The 23477-nt window shown below is 70.4% G+C and carries 11 protein-coding genes; 2 read left to right on the forward strand and 9 right to left on the reverse strand.

Translation table 11 applies throughout. From position 1 onward, the window contains the following. Positions 1-32 precede the first annotated feature (32 nt). On the reverse strand, positions 33-3218 hold the full coding sequence (locus AC30CM_RS14430; protein ID WP_490117572.1) for an MMPL/RND family transporter: 3186 nt from the start codon (positions 3216-3218) through the stop codon (positions 33-35). A 204-nt stretch (positions 3219-3422) separates the two neighbouring features. On the opposite strand from AC30CM_RS14430, the gene AC30CM_RS14435 reads away from it, so the two are divergent. Further along, positions 3423-4667, forward strand: a complete 1245-nt coding sequence (locus tag AC30CM_RS14435; RefSeq protein ID WP_490117593.1) for a glycosyltransferase — start codon at positions 3423-3425, stop codon at positions 4665-4667. On the opposite strand, the gene AC30CM_RS14440 is transcribed toward AC30CM_RS14435, so the two are convergent. From AC30CM_RS14440 to mutA, 8 genes are all read right to left on the reverse strand, one after another. Beyond that, on the reverse strand, positions 4648-5985 hold the full coding sequence (locus AC30CM_RS14440; RefSeq protein WP_490117573.1) for a hypothetical protein: 1338 nt from the start codon (positions 5983-5985) through the stop codon (positions 4648-4650). The two genes, AC30CM_RS14435 and AC30CM_RS14440, sit on opposite strands and share 20 nt — an antisense overlap. Beyond that, a complete protein-coding gene (locus AC30CM_RS14445) occupies positions 5982-7328 on the reverse strand; it encodes a hypothetical protein (RefSeq protein ID WP_490117574.1) in 1347 nt (448 codons plus the stop codon). Before AC30CM_RS14445 ends, AC30CM_RS14440 begins: the two co-directional genes overlap by 4 nt. Continuing rightward, on the reverse strand, positions 7328-8821 hold the full coding sequence (locus AC30CM_RS14450; protein ID WP_490117575.1) for a condensation domain-containing protein: 1494 nt from the start codon (positions 8819-8821) through the stop codon (positions 7328-7330). The genes AC30CM_RS14445 and AC30CM_RS14450 overlap by 1 nt, the downstream gene beginning before the upstream one ends. A 77-nt stretch (positions 8822-8898) precedes the next feature. Further along, positions 8899-15171, reverse strand: coding sequence for a sulfolipid-1 biosynthesis phthioceranic/hydroxyphthioceranic acid synthase (gene pks2, locus AC30CM_RS14455; RefSeq protein ID WP_490117594.1), 6273 nt, complete (start codon positions 15169-15171; stop codon positions 8899-8901). An 805-nt stretch (positions 15172-15976) separates the two neighbouring features. Then, complete coding sequence (gene lipL / locus AC30CM_RS14460) at positions 15977-17245, reverse strand: esterase/beta-lactamase LipL (RefSeq protein WP_490117576.1); 1269 nt, start codon at positions 17243-17245, stop codon at positions 15977-15979. Positions 17246-17393: 148 nt separating this feature from the next. Continuing rightward, positions 17394-18365 (reverse strand): methylmalonyl Co-A mutase-associated GTPase MeaB, encoded by a 972-nt coding sequence (gene meaB / locus AC30CM_RS14465; protein WP_490117577.1) that lies wholly within the window; start codon positions 18363-18365, stop codon positions 17394-17396. Positions 18366-18374: 9 nt separating this feature from the next. Further along, the gene (gene scpA / locus AC30CM_RS14470; RefSeq protein WP_490117578.1) at positions 18375-20663 is read right to left on the reverse strand and encodes a methylmalonyl-CoA mutase; all 2289 of its coding nucleotides are present in this window, start codon (positions 20661-20663) and stop codon (positions 18375-18377) included. A gap of 1 nt (position 20664) precedes the next feature. Beyond that, the gene (mutA, locus tag AC30CM_RS14475; RefSeq protein WP_490117579.1) at positions 20665-22536 is read right to left on the reverse strand and encodes a methylmalonyl-CoA mutase small subunit; all 1872 of its coding nucleotides are present in this window, start codon (positions 22534-22536) and stop codon (positions 20665-20667) included. A 203-nt stretch (positions 22537-22739) separates the two neighbouring features. Here mutA and AC30CM_RS14480 point away from each other — a divergent pair, with 203 nt between their 5' ends. Then, positions 22740-23474: a TVP38/TMEM64 family protein gene (locus AC30CM_RS14480; RefSeq protein WP_490117595.1), complete on the forward strand. Its 735-nt coding sequence runs from the start codon at positions 22740-22742 to the stop codon at positions 23472-23474. Positions 23475-23477: the final 3 nt, after the last annotated feature.

The raw sequence follows: 23477 nt of genomic DNA on the forward strand, positions 1-23477 counted from the left end.
AGAGCCCGTCGGCGTCCACCGGCTCGGGACGTCTAGTCCAGGCGCCAGGCCGACGAGGTGAGGTTGGCGGTGCGTACCGCCATCGTGTAGTCGTCGGCCTCGGGGTCGTAGTCGTTGGGGTCGCCCTCGTTGGCGTGGCGCTTGGCCTCCGCTGCCGCCTCCGCCTCCTGGGCCCGCCGCTTCAGCGCGAGGATCTGCCGCGGCGTCTTCGACGGCCACCAGTTCTTGTCACCGGCCAGCACCGCCATCGCGGGCACCGAGATGGTGCGGACGATGAAGGTGTCCAGCAGCAGTCCGACGCCGATGACGAAGCCCATCTGCACGACCGTGGCCAGGCTGCTGACCGTCAGCGCCAGCATCGACGCCGCGAAGATCAACCCCGCCGACGTGATGACGCCGCCGGTGGCCCCGACGGTCTTGATGACCGCCGACCGGACGCCGTACTTCGCCTCGTCGCGTATTCGGGAGATCAACAGCAGGTTGTAGTCGGCGCCCACCGCGACGAGCACCAGGAACGCCATGCCCGAGACGCTCCAGTAGATGTCCTGGCCCAGGATGAATTGGAAGAACAGCACCCCGATGCCCAACGCGGACACGAACGACAGCACCACCGAGACCATCAGGTACAGCGGCGCCACCACGGCCTTGAGGATGACGGCGAGGATCAGGAACACCACCACGAGCGTCATCACGATGATGTAGTCGAGGTCGGCGTTGTAGTACGTCCGGATGTCGTTCTGCATCGGCGAGAAGCCCACCATCGAGATCTGGGCATTCGACAGCGTCGTGTTGGGCCGGGCACTCTCGGCTGCGGAGATGATGTCGGCGACCTGGTCCATGGCCTCCAGTCCGAACGGGTTCAGCGCCGTCTGCACCAGGTAGCGCACGGTGTGCCCGTCGGGCGAGACGAACAGTTCGGCGGCCTTCTTGAACTCCGGATTGCCCAGGATCTGTTCGGGGATGTAGAAGCCCGACATCGACGGTTCGGCCGCGTCGCGGCGCATCGCCAGCAGGAAGCTCGACGCCTGGTCGAGGCCGCTGCCCATGTTCCTGGTCTGGTCCACCAGCAGCTGCACCCCGTCGGCGAGCTGCTTGCTGGAGTCGGCGAGGCGGTTGGCGTTGGTCCGCAGTTCGCCGAGCTTGGCGTCGACGTCGGACTCGTTCTCGATGCCGAGCCGCTTGAGCCCGCCGATGGCCTTCTCCAGCTGGGCGCCGACCTTCTTGATGACGTCGTCGACGCGCTGCGTGCCCTTGGTCTCCTTCAGGCCCCTGGCGAGCGCCTCGAAGTACGCGATGTCGGCCTCGTTGTAGCCGTCGACGCGGCGCTGCAGCTCGGCGCGGCCCGACACGCACGCGGGGTCGATGTTGCAGGCCACGCTGTTGTTCAGCGTGCCGAGCATGGACTTCGACGACCGGTAGGCGTCGGTGATGGTCTCGATGCTGGTACCCAGCGAGTCGCCGACGGTGTTCATGTTGGCCGCGAGCTTGGCGGTGCGGTCCAGGTCGTCGAGGGTCGCGTCGTCGCCGAGCAGCGACTTCATCTCGATGAGCCCCAGCAGCACCTCGCGCACGTCACCCATGGCGCCCAGCACCTGCAGGCGCACCTGGTTGAGCACGTCGGCCAGCTGATGCGCGCCGCCGCTGAGCAGGTTCAAGTTGTCGTTGTTCTGGTCGATCAGGCCCGACGCGTCGGCCAGCTTGGACCCCACCTCGCCGGCCTGGTAGGTCGACTTGGCCTCCTGCAGCATCTCGCCGCTGGGTCTGGTGATGCCGCGGATCATGTCGATGCCCGGCACCTGCGCGACGCGGGCCGCCATCTGTTCGAGGTCGGCCAGCGCCTTGGGCGACCGCAGGTCGGTGTCGGGGGCGTGGATCACCAGGAACTGCTGCTGGGTGGTACTGATCGGGAAGTGCTCCCCCAGCTTGTCGTAGGACACGTTGCTGGGCGCGTCGGCCGGCAGGTTCTTGCGGTCGTCGTAGTTGTACTTCACGAACGCCGCGCAGCCGGCGAGGGCCAGCAGCACCGCCAGGCTGCCCGCCAGGTGGATCTTGGGCGCCCGCACGATGTGGATGGCAGAGCGGCGCCAGATGCGCCCGGTGAGGTCCTTGCGGGGTTTGATCCAGCCCCGGCGGCCGGCGAGCACCATCATCGACGGCAACACCGTCAGCGCCGCGGCGACCGCGATGGCGATGGTCACCGACAACGCCGGGCCCACCGTCAGGAACACCCCGAGCGTGGCGAACGACAATCCCAGGAAGGTCACGGCGACGGTGGCGGCCGAGCCGGTGATGACCTCGCCGATGGTGGCCATGGACCGGATGACCGCGTCCTCGTTGGTCATCCCGTGGCGAATGCATTCCTGATATCGGCTGAACAGGAAGACCGCGTAGTCGGTGCCCGCGCCCATCAGCATGCCGGTCATCAGCACCATGGTCTGAGGACCCAGCGGCAGCCCGATCTCGCCGAGACCGGCAACGACCTGCTGGGCCACCGCCATCGCCAGGCCGATGGTGACCAGTGGCATCACCATCGCCACCAGGTTGCGATAGACGATGACCAGGATGGTGAAGATCGTGACGACCGTCGAGATCTCGATGATCATCTGGTCGCGGGCGCCGATGGCGTTCAGGTCGTCGAACGTGGCCGACGCGCCCACCGTGCTGTAGGTCAGCGTGGTGCCCTTGGTGCTGTCCTCGACGATCTTGATCGCCTGGCGGTACGCCGCCTGCCCGTCGACGCTGCCCATGGCACCCGCCAGCGTCAGCGGCAGCGTCCAGGCCTTGCCGTCCTCGCTGGTCATCGCCTGCTTGATCTCGGGGAACTCGACGAAGTCCTGTGTCGAGAGCACGGCCCCCGGATCGGCCCTGAGATTCTGCACCAGGCGGCGGTAGGTGTCCTCGTCGGCGGGGGTCAACCCGTTGGGGTCGACGAGCACGACGAGCAGCGCGTTGCCGCCGCCCGCACCGCCGGCACCGTCGTCGGCCTGATAGGCCTTGGTCATCTGATCGGTGGCCTGCAGGACCGGCGCGTCCTTGGGCAGGAAGTCGGGCGCCTTGCGCTGGGCGACCTCGGCCATGGGGGCGATCAGCAGGAACCCGAGGATCGCGATGCCGATCCACACGCCGATGATGACGAGCGGACGACGCACCACGACGCGCCCGAGTGCTTCGAAGACCTCGTGCGCAGACGAAAAGCGAAGGTTGGGACGTCTGAACACCTTGTGAGGTTACACCCCCCCAGCAACCTTCCACGGCAAGCCGCGGACCCCCACGAACGTCCTCGGAGCAACCAGTGTAGGCGCGCCGTGTTGTAATCGATCGTGCCCGCAACGGAATCCGGCGACTCGACCGAAAACGCCGCAGATTCATACCTTTCGACGCAGTCGGTCGGCGAAGGCCGTACCGGCGCAGCCACCACGCCGCTGACCATCGCGATCGCCGTGCACGGCACCCGCGGCGACATCGAACCGTGCGCCGCGGCCGCACGCGAACTCCGTCGTCGCGGCCACCACGTACGCATGGCGGTGCCGCCCAACCTGATCGGCTTCGCCGACGCCGCCGGCCTGGGTCCGGTGGCGGCCTACGGCGTGGACTCACAGCAGCAACTCGAGGCCGACGTCTTCAAGGACTGGTGGAAGCTCCAGAACCCGATGACGGTGCTGCGCCGCAGCCGTGAGTACGTCACCGAGGGCTGGGCCGAGATGAGTGCGACGCTCGACGAACTGGCCGCCGGCGCCGACCTGATCCTCACCGGCACCACCTACCAGGAGGTCGCGGCAAACGTCGCAGAGGCGCACGGCATCCCGTTGGCCGCGCTGCACTACTTCCCGTGCCGGGTCAACAGCCGGATGCTGCCGGTGCCACTGCCCGGTCCCGTGTTGCGCACCGGCTGGTCGCTGGTCGAGTGGGTGCACTGGCGCGTGCTGAAGCGGGCGGAGGACGAGCAGCGCCGCGTGCTCGGCCTGCCGCCGGCGCGCACGCGGGCGATCAAGCGCATCGTGGAGAACGGCGCGCTGGAGATCCAGGCCTACGACGAGGTGTTCTTCCCCGGGCTCACCGAGGAATGGCACGGCACGCGTCCGCTGGTCGGATCGCTGACCTTGCGCCAGCCCACGGCATCCGACGACGAGTTGAGGGACTGGCTCGCGGCGGGCACGCCACCGATCTACTTCGGATTCGGCAGCATGCCGGTGGAGTCGCCCGCCGCCGCGGTCGCCATGATCACCGAGGTGTGCGCGGAACTCGGCGAACGGGCGCTGATCAGCACCGGCGTCTGGGACGTCGCGGGACTGCCGCACGACGACCGCATCACGCTCGTCGGCGCGGTCAACCACTCGATGGTGTTCCCGCACTGCCGCGCGGTGGTGCACCACGGCGGAGCGGGCACCGTGGCGGCCAGCGTGCGTGCGGGCGTGCCGACGGTGGTGCTGTGGGTATCGGCGGACCAACCGGTGTGGGCCGCCCAGATCAACCGACTCGGAGTCGGCGTGGCCCAACGGTTCTCGCGCACCACGCCGAAGACGCTGCGGGCAGCGCTGCGCACCGCGCTGAGCGACCGGTGCCGCGACCGCGCCAGGTCCGCGGCCGCCGAGATGACGCCGGCCGAGGTCAGCGTGCGCACCACCGCCGACCTGATCGAGCGGGCGGCTAGACGATCCTCGCCTTGAGGTCGAACTCCGCCAGGGCGGTGACGACCTGCTCGGCGAGCCACTCCCGCGTGTTCGGCGCACCCACCTGATACCCGACGATGCCGATGGACTCCGCGCCACACACCCGGCCGGCGGCCAGCACCAGCTGACCTCCCGCGCGCTCCAGCGCGGCCCGCGAGACCTCCTGGTCGATCGGGCGGAACAGCACGCGGTCGGCGTCGGCGCCGTCGGGTCGCGCGATCTGCGGCGGAACCTCACCGAGGTTGGAACACGTCACCGGCAGATCGCCGAAGATCACGTCGGCGGTGCGGCGGACCGCACGCTTGGGCACGAACGGCGTGATGGGCAGGAGCGCGTGGGTCTCGTCGGGCACGTCGCCCAGGCTCGCCAGCGCCTGCCGGATCACCGCACGCGCCTCGGTGAGGTCGGTGGTGACAGTGGTCGGATCGACGGTGGCCGTGGCGATCTGGAGCGCGTTGCCCCGGCGGTCCGAGTCGTCGCCGCGGTCGCTCTTGGCGATCATCAGCGGCACTGCGTCGTTGCCCGCCCCGCCGCGGCCCAGCTGGCGCCCCAGCACCGCCGAGAACCCGGCCAGCAGCGCATAGGTGGTGCCGTGCAGCGCCCGAGCGCGGGCGTCCCAGTCCGCGGTGTCCACGATGGCCGACACTGCGGGCAGGACCACGGTGGAGTCGGCGCCGCGCGGCACCGGCGGCCGCGACGACCCGGAGGCCGAGATCTGGCCGCGGCGGGAGAACGCGAACGTGGCGGCCTTGCCCACCGTGCGCACCGTCTCGGGCAGGTCGCGCACCGTCTGGCGGGCGTCGGATCGCCACGCCGCCAACCGCCGTCGCGATCCCGGCGGCGGATAGCCGAAGTCGCGCGGCGAGCCGGCGACCGCGTCGGCGATCGTGCGCAGTGCCGCCCCGCCGTCGAGGAGGCAGTGCGAGAACACCGCGGTGACGGCCGTGGTGCCATCGCTCATCGGCAGGACCGCGGTGTGCCATCCTGGGCCGCGGACGGCGTCCACCGGAACCTGCGAGCGCTCCTCGATCCATGCACCCAACCGGGTGGGAGCCGCCACCTCTGCGACCTCCAACGGCGCGCCCGGCCCCGGCGCAGCCACCCAGCGGTGCCGCCCGAAGGGCAGCGGCGACGGCTCGATCAGCCGCCCCGCGAAGCCGTGTCCCAGGTGAGCGTGGAAGCGCCGCAGGGCCTTCCAGTCAACGGGCCGGTCGTAGAGCCAGACGAACTGAGCCAGTTGATGCCGCCTGGTCGCCTGCCACGACAGGAACGTCGCCTGGTCGATGTAGGCGAGCACCGCCGGATCGACGGTCATTCGATGGTGCCGGTGAGTTCGAACTCGGCGAGGGTGTCGGCGATGCGTTCCCGCAAGGCCTCCTTGGTGTTCACCTCACCCGGCTGGTAGCCGACGACGGTCAGGCACGCCTTGCCGTCGAGCCGACCGCCGACGACGGTGAGCAGCCCCTGACGCTCCTCGAGGACCCGCCGAGAGATGAACTGATCGACGCCACGCAGCATCACGCGCTCGGCGGGGGTGCCGTCGATGCTCGCGACGTCGACCGGAAGGTCACCGACGTTGGAACACGACACCGGCTGCGCCGTGAAGCCGAACGCGAGATCGGCCGACTTGCGCACGGCCGCCTTCGGCACGAACGGCGTGAGCGCCAACAGTTCGAAGGTCTCGTCGGGCTCCTCGCGCATGACGCGCAACGCCTCCCGGATGGCCGCCCGGGTGCCCGACAGGTCCTTGGTGACGTCGGTCGGGTCGACGCGCACGTAGGCCAGCGTCACCGCGTTGGCCCGCGTGTCCTCCAGCGTGCGGTCGTTGATCGGGACGATCAGGCCCACCGTGCCGTCGGATGCCAGGGCGCGGTTCTGCCGCACCGCGAGTCGCGCCGACAGCGCGGCCAGCAGCGAATGACCGTTGCCACCGAGCGCGGTGGCGCGGGCATCCCACTCCTCGAGCGGGATGAACGCCGACACCGCAGGCACCACCACTGACTGGTCGGCATCCGGGCCGGACGCGCGCACCGGTGCGGCCTCGACCGTCCCGCGGCCCTCCCTGCGCTTGCGGAGCAGGAACCGCCCTGCGGTCAGCAGCGTGCGGCCCACCTCGGGCAGGTCGCGCGCGGTCTGCCGGGCGTCCTCGGCCAGCGCCGCACGGGTGCGCCGCGACCGCGGCAGGGGGTAGCCCAGATCGGGGCGCAGGCCGTTCACGGCGTTGAACACCGTGAGCAGCGCCGCCCCACCGTCACCGAGGCAGTGCGAGCCCACCAGGCTGACGGCGGTCGAACCGTCGGTCAGCGGCTGGATTCCCATGTGCCAGCCCGGGCCGTGTTCCGGGTCGATCGGCATTTGGAGGCGCTCGTCGACCCACTCGCTGAGTTCATCGCGTGGCCGCGGGGTGGTCTCGACGTCCAGCGGCGCCGCGGGCCCGATCGCCGACACCCAGCGGTGCCGCCCGAAGGGCAGCGGCGACGGCTCGATCAGCCGACCCGCCAGGCCGTAGCCGAAATCGCGGTGAAACCGCCGCAATTCGTCCATGTCGACGGGGTGTTCGTACACCCACACCATCTGCATGGCGGCGGCCTGACCGGTCGCCCGCAAGCCCAGGAACAGCGCCTGGTCGACGAACTCTAGGACGCGCCCGGCCACCATCAGCCCTTGGCGAGCGGCGCCAGCGCCCCCTCGCGTTCCCGGACACCGTTGCGGTGCAACGAATCCGAGTGCAGACGGTGCGTGCGGTTGGCTGCGGCCACGTTGCCGTCGGCCACCTCGAGGAACACCGCCATCATCGCCGACAGATACCGGTCGATCGACTCGCGGGCGATCGGGTTGTTGGGGAACGCGACGGTGACCGTCGTCTCCCGCTCACCCCGGTTGACCCAGAGACCCACCTGGTATGCGGCGCGGGCGTCGCTGTAGACCTTGCCGTTCATGCGCTCCCACTCGGCGATGATCGTCGCCGACAACGGCGGGAGCCCGGCGTCGAGGTAGGAGACCATCGGCACGCCCGGGTCGGGCTTGCGCAGACCCATCGCGCCCTCGGCCAACTCCAGCACGCGGTCGAAGGGCACGTGCGCCAACGGCATTCCGGCGTCGAACGACTGCTGCGCGGCGTGCGCGGTGGCGCCGAACGACGCGGGGTCGACCGGGACCGTGATGGGCACGACGCCGGTGAACCAGCCGGTGGTCTGGAACTCCTCCGGCGTCCTGCGGGTCGTGGTGGGCGTGATCACGTGGTACTCGGTCGAGCCCGTCAGCTCGTACTCCGCCAGGGCCACGCAGGCGAAGATGCCACCGATGAACCGGGCGCCCGCGGCGTTGCAGGCTGCCTCGAAGCGCTCGGACTGGTGCTTGTCCATGAGCCGCACCGTGATGAGGTCGCCGCTGCACGGCACCGACGGGTCGCCGAGCGGCAGCGGGAAGTGCGGCATGGTGCCGTCGTTGCGTTCGGCGAAGCGGATCCACTCGGCCACCTCGGGCGACTCCAACGTGACCGCCGACAGCATCTCGTGCTGCCGCATGCAGTAGTCGTCGTAGCTGCCTGCCGGCGGCAGGGCGATGGGCGCAGATCCGGCGGCCAGCGCCGCGTACATCATGTGGATCTCCACCAGCACCAGGCCCATGAACATCGCATCGGTGTGCACGTGGTCGATGCTGATGTAGAAGGTGAAGTGATCGGCGCGCTGGATGATGCCGAACGAGAAGCAGTCCCAGCGCAGCGGATTCGGCGTGTCGAGCACGTGATCGCGCCACTGCACGGCCGTCATCTCGCCGTGCTTGGTGGGCACGAAGTTGATGTCACGCGGGTTGGTGACCGTGTGCCGGACGACGTCGCCGTCGTCGGTCATCTCGAACCAGCTGTGGTAGGTGTCGTGCCTGCGCAGGTACGCGTTGATGACGTGGCTCATCGCGCGGGTGTCGCACTGCCCCGGCATGTCCCACGCCGGAATGTTGAGCCGCGCCATGTCGGTACCCGACGCCAGGTGGCTCAGATACCCGCGGATGTGCTGTGCCTGCTGGTAGCTGACCGGCACGTCGCTCACCGGCGCCTTGGCCACCTTGGCCCGGCTGGCCGGCGACGGGTGCCACGACACCACGTTGCCCGCAGCGCCAATCCAGTCGTGAATCGCCTTGATCGCAACCATTTAACTCTCCCCCGCTCGCGCGTTGTTGGTGAGCGACGTCTTCGGCGCTGATCGGATCGTCGTCATCGAGGTGTTGGTCATGAGGACACCGCCTCGGAAGCACTGTCGCTTCCCATGTCGGCGGCAATGGTCTCGCTGAGCCGTTCGGCCAGCGCGCGCACGGTCGTGACGTCGGTCGAACCGATCCGCACGCCGGTCTCGGCTTCGAGTCGGGTGCGCAGCTCGAGGGTGCCGAGCGAGTCGAGGCCGTACTCGGACAGCGGCTTGTCCGCGTCGACCGAGCGTCGCAGGATCAGGCTCATCTCCTCCGAGATGAGCCGTCGCACGCGGGCCGGCCATTCCTCGCGAGGCAGCAGGCGGAGCTCCTCGAGGAACTCGCTCGACCCCGACCGGTCGCCGCCCAGCGAGGCGAACGCCTCGGCGAACGGGCTCGTCTGGGCGAACGCGGTCAGCCAGGCCGCACCCGCGACGGGCGCATACCCGCTGTAGACCCGGGTGTGGCGCATCAGGACGTCGAAGGCGCGAGCGCCGTCCTCGGGGTCGATGGCCATGCCGTCGTTGGACGCCATCGCCTGCCCCGCGCCGATCTGTGCCCACGCGCCCCAGGCGATCACCTGGGCCGGCAGTCCCTTGGCTCGGCGCCAGCGGGTGAACGAGTCCAGCCAGCTGTTGGCCGCCGCGTACGCACCCTGACCGGGTGAGCCCACCATGGCCGCCGCCGAGGAGAACGAGCAGAACCAGTCCAGCGGCGCGGTGAGCGTGGCCTCGTGCAACCGCCACGCGCCCAACGCCTTCGGCGCCCAGTCCCGATCGATGAGGTCGTCGGTGATGTTGGTCAGCGTCGCGTCGTCGATGACGGCCGCGGCGTGCAACACACCGCGCAGCGGCATGCCGCTGGCCGTCGCGGTGGCCACCAGGCGGGCCGCGGTGGCGGCGTCGGACACGTCACCGAGTTCGACCTCGACCTCGGTGCCGCCGCGGCGCAGCCGCTCGATGACGCGCATGGTCTCCCGGCTCGGGGTCGACCGCCCGTTGAGCACGATGCGACCGCATCCCGACTTGGCCATGCGCTCGGCCAGGAACAATCCGAGCCCACCGAGGCCGCCTGTCACGACGTAGGCGCCGTCGGAACGGAAGGCAGGCACGCGATCCGCGGGGACCACGGCCGCGTACTGCCCGGCCCTGGGCACCTCGAGCACCAGCTTGCCGGTGTGCTCGGCCGCGCCCATCGCACGAATCGCGTTGGCGCCGTTGGCAAGCGGATAGTGGGTGGTCTGCGGCGGCGGCAGCACGCCCTCGGCGATCCGCTGGTAGATCACCTCCAGCAGGCTGCGCAGCGTGTCCGGGTTGATGAGCGTCAGCAGCGCCAGGTCCACGGCGTAGAAGGACAGGTTCCGCCGGAAGGGGAACAGCCCCATCTTGGTGTCGCCGTAGATGTCGCGCTTGCCGATCTCGACGAAACGGCCGCCGAACGTCAGCAACTCGATGCCGGCCCGCTGCGCCGCACCGGGCAGCGAGTTGAGCACCACGTCCACGCCGTAGCCGTCGGTGTCGCGGCGGATCTCGTCGGCGAAGTCGACGGTGCGCGAGTCGTACACGTGCTTGATGCCCATGTCCGACAGCATCTTTCGACGCTCCGGGCTACCCGCCGTGGCGTAGATCTCCGCGCCCGCCGCCTTGGCGATGGCCACGGCGGCCTGGCCGACACCGCCCGTGGCGGAGTGGATCAGCACCTTCTCGCCCGCCGCGATGCGCGCCAGGTTGTGCAGCGAATACCACGCCGTGGCATGCGCGCTGGGCACGGCAGCTGCCGTCGCGTCCGGCAGATCGCCGGGAATGCGCACCGCCAGGTTGGCATCGCACGTGACGAACGTGCACCACGCACCCGTGGCCGAGATGCCCGCGACGCGGTCCCCGATCTGGTGGTCGGTGACCCCGGCGCCGACGGCGGTCACGACGCCGGCGAAGTCGGCACCGAGCGCAGGCAGCTTGCCCTCGAACGACGGGTAGCGACCGTAGGCCACCAGCACGTCGGCGAAGTTCAGGTTGGACGCCGAGACGGCGACCTCGATCTGGCCAGGGCCGGGAGGCACCCGGTCGTAGGCCACCAACTCGGCGGACTGCAGGTCACCCGGCGTGCGGATCTGCAGGCGCAGTCCGTCGCGCTCGGGGTAGACCACCGTGGAGTGCCGCTCCTCGGCCTGCAACGGGGTGACGTTGAGCCGCGCCGTGAAGTACTGGCCGTCCCGCCACGCCGTCTCGTCCTCGTCGGATCCCGAGAGCAGTTCGGCCGCCACGAGTTCCAGGTCGGTGTCGACGTCGACGTCGATCTGGGTGGGCTTCATGGCCGGGTACTCCATGCCGATCACCCGCACCAGGCCCCGCAGGCCGCCCTGCTCGAGGTTGGGCACCTCGTCGGACGTCACGCACTGGGCACCGCGCGTCACGACGTACAGCCGCGGCGGTTCGCCGGGCACGTCGGGCAGCACGCGGGCCAGGCGCACCAGCTGGCGGACGTGGTCGGCGCCGGTGGCCACCGGGTCGCCGTCGGCGTGCGCGGCGTCCTGCACCACGACGACACCCTCGTAGTGCCGGGCCAGCAGCGTCTCGCGCAGCGAATCGGCGGTGACCGCCGCGGCGGCCTCGTCGGCGTCGGCGGCCCACGTCAGCTCGGTGACGGTGGCCTCGGCGGCGGTCAGTGCCGCGGTCAGCCCCTGGGCCAGCGCGTCGTCGGCGGCGGGCGCGCCGCTTGTGACGGCCACGACGAGCCAGCGGCCGGCACGGGTGACGTCGGCGGTGGGAACGTCCTGGCGACGCCAGTCGATGGTGAGCAGCCGGTCGTTGAGCAGCCGCTCCCGCTGGCCCTCCTCCGAGACCCCGGCGCCCAGCCGCAGCCCGGTCACCGACAGCAGCACCGCGCCCATGTCGTCGAGCACGTCGATGTCGGCCTCGACGGCCGTCGCCGACGCGCTGGTCAACCGCACGTAGCAGTAGTGCGCGTTGCGCGTGGACGCGTAGGCCCGCAGCTCCCGCACGCCCAGCGGCAGCATCAGCGTGCCGCTGGTGTCGGAGAACAGGTCGGGGTGCGCACCCACCGACTGGAAGCAGGCGTCGAGCAGCGCGGGATGCGCGGTGTACGAACCCTGCTGCGACCGGATCGAACCGGGCAGCGTGACCTCGGCGAGCACGGTGCCCGCGTCACCGGTGTGCGCGGTGGTCAGCCCGCCGAACGCGACGCCGTAGTTGATGCCGCGGGCGGCGTAGAAGTCGCGCAGCGCGGCACCCTCGACCGGCACCGGATGCGCGGCGAGCAGCTCGGCGACGTCGTAGGAGGCGTGCGGCGACTGGCCGTCGGCCGCGTGCAGCCGCGCGGAGGCGCGCTGCACCTCCTCGTCGGCAAGGTGTGTCATCACCGTGAACTCGACGTCACCCTTGGGCGTCACGGACGCCACCGACGCCAACGGCGACTGCTCCTCGAGCAGCAGCAGCTGGTCGAACGTCACGTCGCGCACCACCGCGCCCTCGCCGAGCACCTCGTGCGCGGCGGCCAGGGCGATCTCGCAGTAGGCGGCGCCGGGCAGGGCCGCGACGTCGTGCACGCGGTGGTCGTCGAGCCACGGCTGCACCCCGGAGCCCACGTCGGACTGCCACACGTGGCGCTCCGGCGTCTCCGGCAACCGCACGTGGGCCCCGAGCAGCGGGTGCACCGCGACGGTGGCGGCGTTGTGGCCCTGCTCGTCCCGCGTGAGCATGAGGTGGGGATGGTTCCACGTCGGCAGCGGCGCGTCGACGAGCGAGCCGTCCGGCGAGAGCACCGAGTAGTCGATGGCGGCCCCCGCGGCGTGCAGGTCGGCGATCACCTGGCGCAGCCCGTGGGGCATGTCCTGCTCGCGGCGCATGCCGGCCAATCCGGCGTGGCGCACGTCGAGGCTGGTCGCGTTCTGGTCGACGGCGTGCAGCAGCAGCGGGTGCGGCGACAGCTCGCCGAACACGTGGAAACCGTCCTCGAGGGCGGCCTGTACGGCCGCCGCGAAGCGCACCGCATGCCGCAGGTTGTCCGACCAGTAGTAGGCGTCGAAGTCGGCGGGCTCGCGCGGGTCGTACAGCGTGGCCGAGTAGTACGGCACCGTCGGCTCGGAGGGCTCCAGGTCTTCGAGCGCCTCGGTGAGGTCGTCGAGGATCGGGTCCACCTGCGGCGAGTGCGAGGCCACGTCGACGGCGACCTCGCGGGCCATCACGTCGCGGGCCTCCCATTCGGCCACCAGACTGCGGATCGACTCCTTGGCGCCGCCGACCACGGCCGACTGCGGCGAGGCCACGACCGACAGCACGACGTCGGTGATGCCACGCGACGCCAGCTCCGAGAGCACCTGCTGGGCCGGCAGCTGCACCGAGGCCATGGCGCCGGAGCCGGCGACCGTGGCCATCAGCTTGGAGCGACGGCAGATGACCTTGACGCCGTCCTCCAGGGTCAACGCCTTCGACACGACGGCCGCGGCGACCTCTCCCATGGAGTGTCCGATGACCGCGCCGGGCAGCACGCCGTAGGACTTCAGCGCGGCGGCGAGTGCGACCTGGACGGCGAAGATCGTGGGCTGCACGCGGTCGATGCCGGTGACCACCTCGGATGCGGTCATGGCCTCGGTCACCGAGAAGCCGGACTCGGCCGCGATGAGGGGCTCCAGCGCCGCGACGGCGTCGGCGAAGGCCGGCTCGGACTTCAGCAGCGCGGCACCCATGCCGGCCCACTGCGAACCCTGGCCGGAGAACACCCACACCGCGCCGCGTTCGCCGGCGGCCACGGCGGGCTCGAACGGATCGTCGCCCTCGGCGACGCCGCGCAGCGCGGTGACGAGTTCGGCGCGGTCGTTGGCCATCACGACCGTGCGGACCGGGCGGTGGTTGCGACGACGCGCCAGCGTGTAGGCGAGGTCGGCCAGCGCGGTGTCCTCGTCCTCGGTGTCCGGGCGGCTCTCGACCCAGTCGGCGAGGCGGCCCGCGGTGCGGCGCAGTTCGTCGGCCGTCGTGGCGGACAGCGCGAACAGCCGGGCACCGCCGGCGGAGACGTCGCGGGACTCGACCGTGCGCAACGCCTGCTCGGGCGCCTGCTCGAGGACGGCGTGCACGTTGGTGCCCGAGAGCCCGTAGGACGAGACGGCGGCGCGGCGCGGGTGGTCGCCGGCCAGCGGCCACTCGACGTTGTCCTCCGGGACGAAGAGGTTGGTCTCCACCTTGGCCATCTCTTCTGGCAGCTCGGTGAAGTGCAGGTTCTTGGGCACGACGCCGTGCTGCAGTGCCAGCACGGCCTTGACGAGGCCGACGGCGCCCGATGCGGACTGGCCGTGGCCGAAGTTCGTCTTCGCCGAGCCCAGTGCGGTGGGTCCGGCGGAGCCGTAGACCTCGGCGAGGCCGGTGTACTCGATGGGGTCGCCGACCGGGGTGCCGGTGCCGTGGGCCTCGACGTAGCCGACGGTCGCGGGGTCGACGCCGCCCGCGGCGAGCGCCGCGCGGTAGGCGTTCACCTGCGCCGGGCGCGAGGGCACGGCGATGTTGACGGTGTGACCGTCCTGGTTGGTGGCGGTGCCACGGATCACGGCCAGCACGCGGTCGCCGTCGGCCAGTGCGTCGTCGAGGCGCTTGAGCAGCACCATGACCGATGCCTCGCCGCTGACGAAGCCGTCGGCGTTGACGTCGAAGGCGTGGCAGCGGCCGGTGGGCGACAGCATGCCCTGCGCCGAGCCCGAGGACATCTTGCGGGGCTCCAGCATCACGGACACCCCGCCGGCGAGGGCGAGGTCGCTCTCGCGGTCGTGCAGGCTGCGGCAGGCCATGTGGACGGTGAGCAGGCTCGACGAGCACGCCGAGTCGACCGTGTAGGCGGGGCCGTGCACGCCGAGGTGGTAGGCGACGCGGCCGGAGGCCAGGCTGAAGTTGTTGCCGGTGAAGCCGTAGGGGCCCTCGACGACGCCCGCGTCGGCCGCCAGCAGCTGGTAGTCCGCGTGCGTCATGCCGACGAAGACGCCGGTGCGCGTCTCGGCCAGCGTGGCGGGATCGATGCCGGCGTGCTCGACGGCTTCCCAGGAGGTCTCGAGCAGGAGGCGATGCTGCGGGTCGATCGAGGTGGCCTCGCGCTCGCTGATCGCGAAGAAGTCGTTGTCGAAACCGGCGATGTCGTCGAGGAAGGCACCCCACTTCGACACGGAACGACCAGGAACGCCGGGCTCGGGGTCGTAGTACTCCTCGGCGTCCCACCGGTCCAACGGCACCTTGGTGACGGTGTCGTCGCCGCGCAGCAATGCCTCCCACATCCCCGCCGGCGAGTCGATTCCCCCGGGCAGCCGGCACGCCATGCCGATGACTGCGACTGGGGAGACCGTTGCGTCAACCACGAATTTCAACCTCTTCCAGGGACTTGATCAGGACACCGACTCGATGGGGCGTGCGCACGGGCGTCACAGGCGTATTCGCCGCATGTGTGCCGCGCTACCCCATTTCCTCTCGTTCCTCGCCTCGTTCGTTACGTCCGACGTGCCAGCGATGTGCCGTGTCGCATCGACCTCGGCAAACCTGCTATCGCACATCCGTCCCAACCTTTGCTCGGCGTGAAGGTTACACCCCCCCGCGTCAATTCGTCTTGTCTACCAGGATCCTATGCCTGAACTGCGCAAATATAGAAAATTGACGTGTTTGCCCAATTGTAGCGATGTTCGATTGCACCTGCTGAAAGTTCGCTTGGTCAACGCTCAGCAAACTTGACAACCGTCAAAACAAGTTGAATTCACGTGGATTTTCGTTGAATTCCAGGTGACCGGCGGTGCGTTATTCGGCCGTGACACGGGTTTGCTAGCTTATGGTCGGTCGCGACAATCCATGCAGCTGAGACCAATTCGAACGAAGGTATGCATTAGCCACGGATTCCTTGGTTTGCTCTCAGCCTCCGCTCAGGCCATGTTCGTACAATCCCCTCGTTGGCAACCACGTGCGGAGTAACGCACCGGTGTGACCAGTGTGACTCTGGCAACACATCCGGCCATCGGTCGGTTTTCGCCCGGCAAACCATACCGGCCCGATGGCTTTTCTCCGAACACGTTGTCTCTCAAAGAAATAGCGCGGACGATGTACACGTCCGCGCCATTACAGGAACTTCGCCAGAACTCAGACTGCCGTCTTCTCCAGGTCGCCGAAGGCCGATCCGAAGGGCGTGATCGGCACGTATCCGTGCTTGCGGGCACGTGCCGCCGCGTGTCGAATCATCGCTGCGGTGAGCAGGAAACCCGCCTGATCCCCGACCACCATCGGGGTGAGCAGTCGGTTGTGCACGAAGCCCACCGCCACACCCGACGAGGGATCCGCCCAGCCGAACGAGCCGCCGAGACCGACGTGCCCGAACCCCGGCATCACCCCGCCCACCGGCATCGAGTGGTATCCGAGATGGAAGGACATGGGCATCAGCAGACAGCCGTCGGGATGCCAGCTGGGGGCGCCCGTGAGCCGCGCGACGAGACCGGCCGACAGGAAGCGTGCGTCACCGACGCGGCCACCGCTGGCAATCGCGCCGTACATGCGGGCCAGGGCCCTCGCGGTCGCCACCCCGTTGGCGGCGGGCAGTTCGGTGTCCAGCAGCGGGGTGTCGCCCTGCACCGACGCCTTCATACCGGGGAAGTACAGCGATCCGAAACCGCCGGAGATCGGCAGTGCCGCGACGCGGGGGGCGATCGCGTTGAAGACCGGGTTCTGCAGCCGGGTCTGCGGGCCGATGATGCGTGCGCACTGAGTCGGGGCCGCCACGGGTGGCCGGCCCAGATGCCAGCCGTCGGTGTCGAGCGGCGCCGCGAGTTCGGTCCGGAACAGCTCGCGCATGCCACGACCGGTGACCGCGCGCGCCAACCCCGACAGCAGCCAGCCGTACGTCAACGCGTGATAGGCCGGCCTGCCGCGCCAGAGCCCCATCCGGGCCGCCGCCAGCCGCTCCTCCATCCGCTGGTGATCGAGGAGGTCCGCCATCGACAGGCCGTTGAGTTGGGACAGCCCCGCGCGGTGGCGCATGAGGTCGTTGACGGTCACGAAGCGCTTGCCGTTGGCGCCGAACTCGGGCCAGTACTCCGCCACGGGGGCGTCGTAGTCGATCAGTCCCCGGTCGGCCAACCGATGGATCACCGTCGCCGCCGCACCCTTGGTGGCCGAGAACACCATGGCGCCCGTGTCCGCGGTCCACGGCCGCCTGCCCCGGCGATCCGCCCAGCCCGTCCACACGTCGACGACCGGTTCGCCGTCGAGGTAGACCGCCAGCGCTCCCCCGCCCAGTCGACGGTGCGGGAACGACCGCGCGAAGGCGCGCACGGCGCCCGCGAAGCTCGGGTCCGCGGCGCCGGACACGCCGCGGGGTAACACCGCGCCGCCGTCCCGCACTGTTGCTGGGGTCACATATTGACTGTACCGACAGACACGCCGTCCCGGTTCAAACCGTTACCGATCCGTTAGCGGACCCGCCGACGTGGGCGCGGAACCGTTGCCCCGGTCCGCCATCCGCCACGGGATCCGTTTGCCGTCGGCGGTCGCGGTCCGAACCCGCTCAGTCCGTCGCGGCGTCGAGGATGGTTTGCGCCGCCAGCGCGGGGGTGAGTTCGCCGTCGCGCACCTGACGCTCGACCTCGGCGCGCACCGCCTTCACCCCCGGGTGCGACAACACGCGATCGAGCACCGCGTCCCGCACCATCGACCACGTCCAGTCCACCTGCTGCGCGCGGCGGCGTGCCTCGAACTCGCCCGCCTCGGTCAGCACCCGGCGGTGCTCGCAGACGGTGTCCCAAAGCCGATCCAAACCGTCCCCCGTCAGGGCACTCATGGTCAACACCGGGGGCCGCCACAGGGTTTCGCGCGGGTAGAGCAAGCGGATGGCACCGGCCAGTTCCCGCGCGCAGGCCTTGGCCTCGGCGGCGTGCGGCCCGTCGGCCTTGTTCACCACCACCACGTCGGCCAGCTCCAGGACGCCCTTCTTGATGCCCTGCAACTGATCTCCGGTGCGGGCCAGCGTCAGGAACACGAACGTGTCGACCATGTTGGCCACCGCGACCTCGGACTGCCCCACCCCGACGGTCTCGACCAGGATGACGTCGTAGCCCGCGGCCTCCAGCAGCACGATCGTCTCGCGCGTGGCCTTGGCGACGCCGCCGAGCGTGCCCGACGTCGGTGACGGCCGGATGTAGGCATCCGGATGCACGGCCAGTCGGGCCATGCGCGTCTTGTCGCCGAGGATCGACCCGCCGGTGCGCGTCGACGACGGATCGACCGCGACCACCGCGACGCGGTGCCCCCGCTCGATGAGGTACATGCCCAACGCCTCGATCGTCGTCGACTTGCCCACACCGGGTACCCCGGTGATGCCGACGTGCTGAGCCGACCCCGCGTCCGGCAACAACTCGAGCAGCAACTCCTGCGCTCGGTCGCGGTGATCGGCCCGCGTCGACTCGACCAGCGTGATCGCCCGTGCGAGGGCCGATCGATCCCCGCTTCGAATCGATTGCGCCAGTTCGGAAGCCGACATCAACCGACGTCAGCCGACATCGTAGCCCAACCGATCGGCCAGCTTCTCCAGCAAGCCGATCGCGGCGTCGGCGATGACGGTCCCCGGCGGGAAGATGGCCGCCGCGCCGGCCTGGTACAGCTCGTCGAAGTCGCCGGGAGGGATCACGCCGCCCACCACCACCATGATGTCGGGACGCCCAACCTCGGCCAGCGCATCGCGCAGCGCAGGCACCAGGGTCAGGTGTCCGGCCGCCAACGACGACACGCCCACCACGTGCACGTCGTTGTCGGCGGCCTGGCGGGCCACCTCGTCCGGGGTCGAGAACAACGAGCCGACGTCGACGTCGAAGCCGATGTCGGCGAACGCGGTGGCGATGACCTTCTGGCCGCGGTCGTGGCCGTCCTGGCCCATCTTCGCCACCAGGATGCGGGGCCTGCGGCCATCGGCCTCGGCGAACTTCTCGACCAGTTCGGTCGCCTTGCTGACGTTGCTGACCTTGCCCACCTCGTCCCGGTACACGCCTGCGATGGTGCGGATCTCGGCCTGATGCCGACCGTACACGCGTTCCAGCGCCTCGGAGATCTCCCCGACGGTCGCCTTGGCGCGCGCGGCGTCGATCGCCAACGCCAGCAGGTTGTTGCCCAGACCGTCCTCGCCTGCTGGGCCGGATGCTGCTGCGGCCCGGGTCAATTCGGCCAGAGCGGCCTGCGTCGCGGCCTCGTCCCGCTCGCTGCGCAGCTGCTCCAGCTTCGCCAGCTGCTCGGCGCGCACCCGGCTGTTCTGCACCTTCAAGACCTCGACCTCGTGGTCGGAGTCCACCTGGTACTTGTTCACCCCGATCACCGTCTGGGCACCCGAGTCGATGCGCGCCTGGGTGCGCGCCGCGGCCTCCTCGATGCGCAGCTTCGGGATGCCCTCGCCGATCGCCTGCGCCATGCCGCCGTGTTCGGCGACCTCCTTGATGTGGGCGCGAGCCTTCTCCGCCAGTTGATGGGTCAACCACTCGACGTAGTACGAGCCGCCCCACGGGTCGATCGGTCGCGTCGTGCCCGACTCCTGCTGCAGCAGCAGCTGGGTGTTGCGGGCGATGCGCGCGGAGAAGTCCGTGGGCAGTGCCAACGCCTCGTCGAGTGCGTTGGTGTGCAGTGACTGCGTGTGCCCCTGTGTGGCCGCCATGGCCTCGATGCAGGTGCGCGCCACGTTGTTGAACGGGTCCTGCGCCGTCAGCGACCAGCCCGAGGTCTGCGAGTGCGTGCGCAGCGACAGCGACTTCGCGCTCTTGGGGTCGAACTGCGCCACCAGCTCGCTCCACAGCAGTCGCCCCGCGCGCAGCTTGGCGACCTCCATGAAGAAGTTCATCCCGATGCCCCAGAAGAAGCTCAGCCGGGGGGCGAACTTGTCGATGTCCAGGCCCGCGTCCAAGCCCGCCTTGATGTACTCGACGCCGTCGGCCAGCGTGTAACCCAGCTCGAGATCGGCCGTCGCCCCGGCCTCCTGAATGTGATAGCCCGAGATCGAGATGCTGTTGAACTTCGGCATCTTCGCGCTGGTGTAACCGAAGATGTCGGAGATCACGCGCATCGACGGCTTCGGCGGATAGATGTAGGTGTTGCGGACCATGAACTCCTTGAGGATGTCGTTCTGGATGGTCCCCGCCAACTTCTCCGGCGGCACCCCCTGCTCCTCGGCCGCCACGACGTAGAGCGCCAGGATCGGCAGCACCGCGCCGTTCATCGTCATCGACACGCTCACCGACGACAGGTCGATGCCGTCGAACAGCTGACGCATGTCCAGGATCGAATCGATGGCCACGCCCGCCATGCCGACGTCGCCGGCCACCCGCGGGTGGTCGGAGTCGTAGCCGCGGTGGGTGGCCAGGTCGAACGCCACCGACAGGCCCTTCTGGCCCGCCGCGAGGTTGCGCCGGTAGAACGCGTTGGACTCCGCGGCCGTCGAGAACCCGGCGTACTGGCGGATGGTCCACGGCTGGTTGACGTACATCGTGGGATAGGGCCCGCGGACGAACGGCGGGGCACCGGGAAAGGTGTCCAGCGGGTAGCCCGCGTCGGCCGCGGCGTCGCGGTCGGCGGCGATGTACACCGGCTTGACGTCGATGCCCTCCGGAGTGGCCCAATTCAGGTGGTCGGCGGAGTAGCCGTGCGCGTGCGCCGCGGCGGCGACCTGCTCGGCGACGGCCGCGTCGGTGGCCGGCTCACCCGTCTTCTCCCCGCGCAGCGGCACGTCGGCGAAACTGGGGATGGCCTTGGCGGGTTCGGCGGTCTGCGGCTGCGCGCCGGCGACGTCGGACGTGGTCATCTCATGCCCCCAATCGGGTCAACAGGGTGGACAGGGCCGAGATCGCGTCGATCGTGGCGGTGAGGAACTCGTCGGGCTGCTCCGGCGCATCCGCGACCGCCTTCGGCTGGCCCGCCAGGTAGACGTGCGACACGCCCGCGGCGCGGGCGGCCGCCACGACGGCCGACGCCTCCTCGGCGTACCGGGCGTCGGTGCCGCACAGCACGACGGCGGCGGGGGCGCCGGCCGCCCTCACGGCATCGGCCACCCCGTCGGCCGAGACGGTGCCCGGGTCGACCGTCTGCACACCGCCCGAGGCCAGCAGGTTGGCGGCGAACGTCGTGCGCACGTTGTGCTCGGCGAGTGGCCCCAGTGGCAACAGCAGCACGGTGGGCCGCGCACCCGTGGCGGCCAGATGGGCGTCGGACCGGACGCGCAGCGCCTCGAAGTCCGCGCCGTAGCGGTACGGCGGCGCGACCTCCTCGAGCGGCGGCAGGGCGGCCTCGGCAAGGTTGGGGTACTCGTTGACCCCGGTGACGGCGGTGCGGCGGTGAGCGACGTCGGCGCGGCGCCGCTCGCGGACGTCGCCGATGCGCTCCAGCAGCAGCTCACCGGCGTCGGCGAAGCCGCCCGCGGCCTCGAGTTCACGAACGTTGGCCCACGCCCCCTCGGCGAGTGATCGGGTCAGGTCCTCCACGAACCACGACCCGCCCGCAGGGTCGAGCACCCGCCCCAGATGCGACTCCTCCAGCAGCAGCAGTTGCGTGTTGCGTGCCATGCGCCGCGCGAAGCTGGTCGCGGTGCCGGGGAGACCGCCGGGGATGGCGCTGTCGAACGTCAGCACGCCGACGGTGTCGGCGCCGCCCACGCCCGCGGCGAACGCGGCCACCGTGGTGCGCAGCATGTTCACCCAGGGGTCGCGCTGCGACATCATGGGTCGCGACGTGACGGCATGGATGGTGGCGGCGCCGGCGTCGGGCTCGCCGATCACCTCGGCCACGCGCGCCCAGAGTTGGCGCGCGGCACGCAGTTTCGCGATGGTCATGAACTGGTCGTCGTCGGCGGCCAGCCGCAGGCTCACCTGGCCCACGGCGGCGCGGGGCGACAGTCCCCCGGCGACCAGGTGCCGCACGTAGGACACCCCGGCCGCGACGACGCCCGCCAACTCCCAGGAGGCGTTGGCCCCCAGATCGTGCAGCCCCGGTCCGTCGACGGTGACCGCGCGCACCCCGCCGTCGAAGTCGACGACGCGGGTCGCCACGGCGAGCACCTCGTCGAGCGTGGGTGCCCCACGGTCGGTGAGCGCGGCGATCAGCGGGTCGGCGCCGAGGTCCACCGACAGCCGGGCACGTCGATCGGGGTCGAGATCGGCGACCAGGGCGAGCACGGCGTCGACCGCGGCGACGTAGTGCGCACCCGCGTCCAGCTGCACCGGCACCAGCTCCAGGAAGACCCCTTCGAGCAGGCGGTCGAGGTCGGCGGCCGGCACGCGATCGTCGGCCCCGTCACCGACCCGCAGCACGAGCGCCGACGTCCCCTCGGTCAGCGCGCTCAGCACGGCGCCGTTGCCCTCGGCGACGGAGACGCCGCCGGGCAGCGGGAACGTCTCGGCCACCTTCCACCCGGACGTGACGTCACGCAGGGCGTCACCACCCCGGGTGAACGGCCACCGGCCGGGCAGCGGCGGTTCCGGCTGGGCGTCGAGGATCGTGTAGAGCGGCCGGATCGGGAAGCCCTCGTAGGTCGGCGAATCGAGCAGCTGCTCGGGCGTCTCGCCGAGGTCGGCGGGGTCCTTGCGGCGACTCTTGGCCAGCACGCCCGCAACGGCGGCACGCCACTGCTCGCGATCGGACTCGGCGGCGCTCGTCTTGGAACTGGACTGATGTCCGGACACGTGGCAGCTCCCCGTCATTTGCGTCATTGCAGAAGTGACTTGACAACTGTCTGTCAGGCTAAATGATCGCGATCACGCCGCTGACCAACGGGCAGCGGTCGGGGCCGCCGCGGGCCGTTTGGCGCGGGTCGGCGCACCCGTGGCGCCGCCCGTCCGGACCCGTACCCTAGGGAGACGTGACACCCGTCGTCCGCACGTTGCGCATGGTCCGGGGCGCGATCACGAGCACCATGGCGGCCGTGCCGCGGCGCAAGCTCGCGGCGATCCTGGCCGCGATTGTGATTCTCGTCGCAATCGCGCTGCTGGTGCCGCTGCCCACCGCGGTGGAGCTGCGCGACTGGGCGACCGCCGCGGGACCGTGGTTCCCCCTCGCGTTCTTCGCCGCGCACGTCGTGGTGACGATCTTCCCGTTCCCCCGCACCGCGTTCACGCTGTCGGCGGGCCTGCTGTTCGGCCCACTGCTCGGCGTGTCCATCGCGGTGGTGGCCAGCACCGTCAGCGCCGTCGCCGCGCTGTTCCTGGTGCGCGCGGTGGGTCTGCGGCTCGACCGCCTGCTGAGCCACCCCCGCGTCGGGCTGGTCGATGCCCGGCTGCGACAGCGCGGCTGGCCGACGGTGCTGTCGATGCGGCTCATCCCCGCCGTGCCGTTCTCGGTGCTCAACTACGCCGCGGGCGCGTCCGCGGTGCGAGCGCTGCCGTTCACGTTGGCCTCACTGGCGGGTCTGCTGCCCGGCACCGCCGCCATCGTCATCCTCGGCGACGCGCTCACCGGAAACGTCAGTCCCCTGCTGTTCCTGGTGTCGCTCGGCACCGCCAGCCTCGGCGTGGCCGGTCTGGTCTTCGAGATCCGAGCGCACCGCAGGAGCCAGGTGCACGCGGCAGGTACCACCGACGCCGCGGGCGCCACCGACACCCGTGGCGCGGAGGCGCCCTCGTGACGG

It is taken from the genome of Mycobacterium sp. DHQP2018-32-09 (genome assembly GCF_058148405.1).

What these genes read in the sequence shown, in the direction of transcription:
- AC30CM_RS14450 (WP_490117575.1), bottom strand. Translation starts at nt 8,821, where the DNA reads ATGGTTGCGATCAAGGCGATTCACGACTGGATTGGCGCTGCGGGCAAC.
- scpA (WP_490117578.1), bottom strand. Translation starts at nt 20,663, where the DNA reads ATGACCACGTCCGACGTCGCCGGCGCGCAGCCGCAGACCGCCGAACCC.
- AC30CM_RS14480 (WP_490117595.1), top strand. Translation starts at nt 22,740, where the DNA reads ATGGTCCGGGGCGCGATCACGAGCACCATGGCGGCCGTGCCGCGGCGC.
- AC30CM_RS14440 (WP_490117573.1), bottom strand. Translation starts at nt 5,985, where the DNA reads ATGACCGTCGATCCGGCGGTGCTCGCCTACATCGACCAGGCGACGTTC.
- meaB (WP_490117577.1), bottom strand. Translation starts at nt 18,365, where the DNA reads ATGTCGGCTTCCGAACTGGCGCAATCGATTCGAAGCGGGGATCGATCG.
- pks2 (WP_490117594.1), bottom strand. Translation starts at nt 15,171, where the DNA reads ATGGCGTGCCGGCTGCCCGGGGGAATCGACTCGCCGGCGGGGATGTGG.
- AC30CM_RS14445 (WP_490117574.1), bottom strand. Translation starts at nt 7,328, where the DNA reads ATGGTGGCCGGGCGCGTCCTAGAGTTCGTCGACCAGGCGCTGTTCCTG.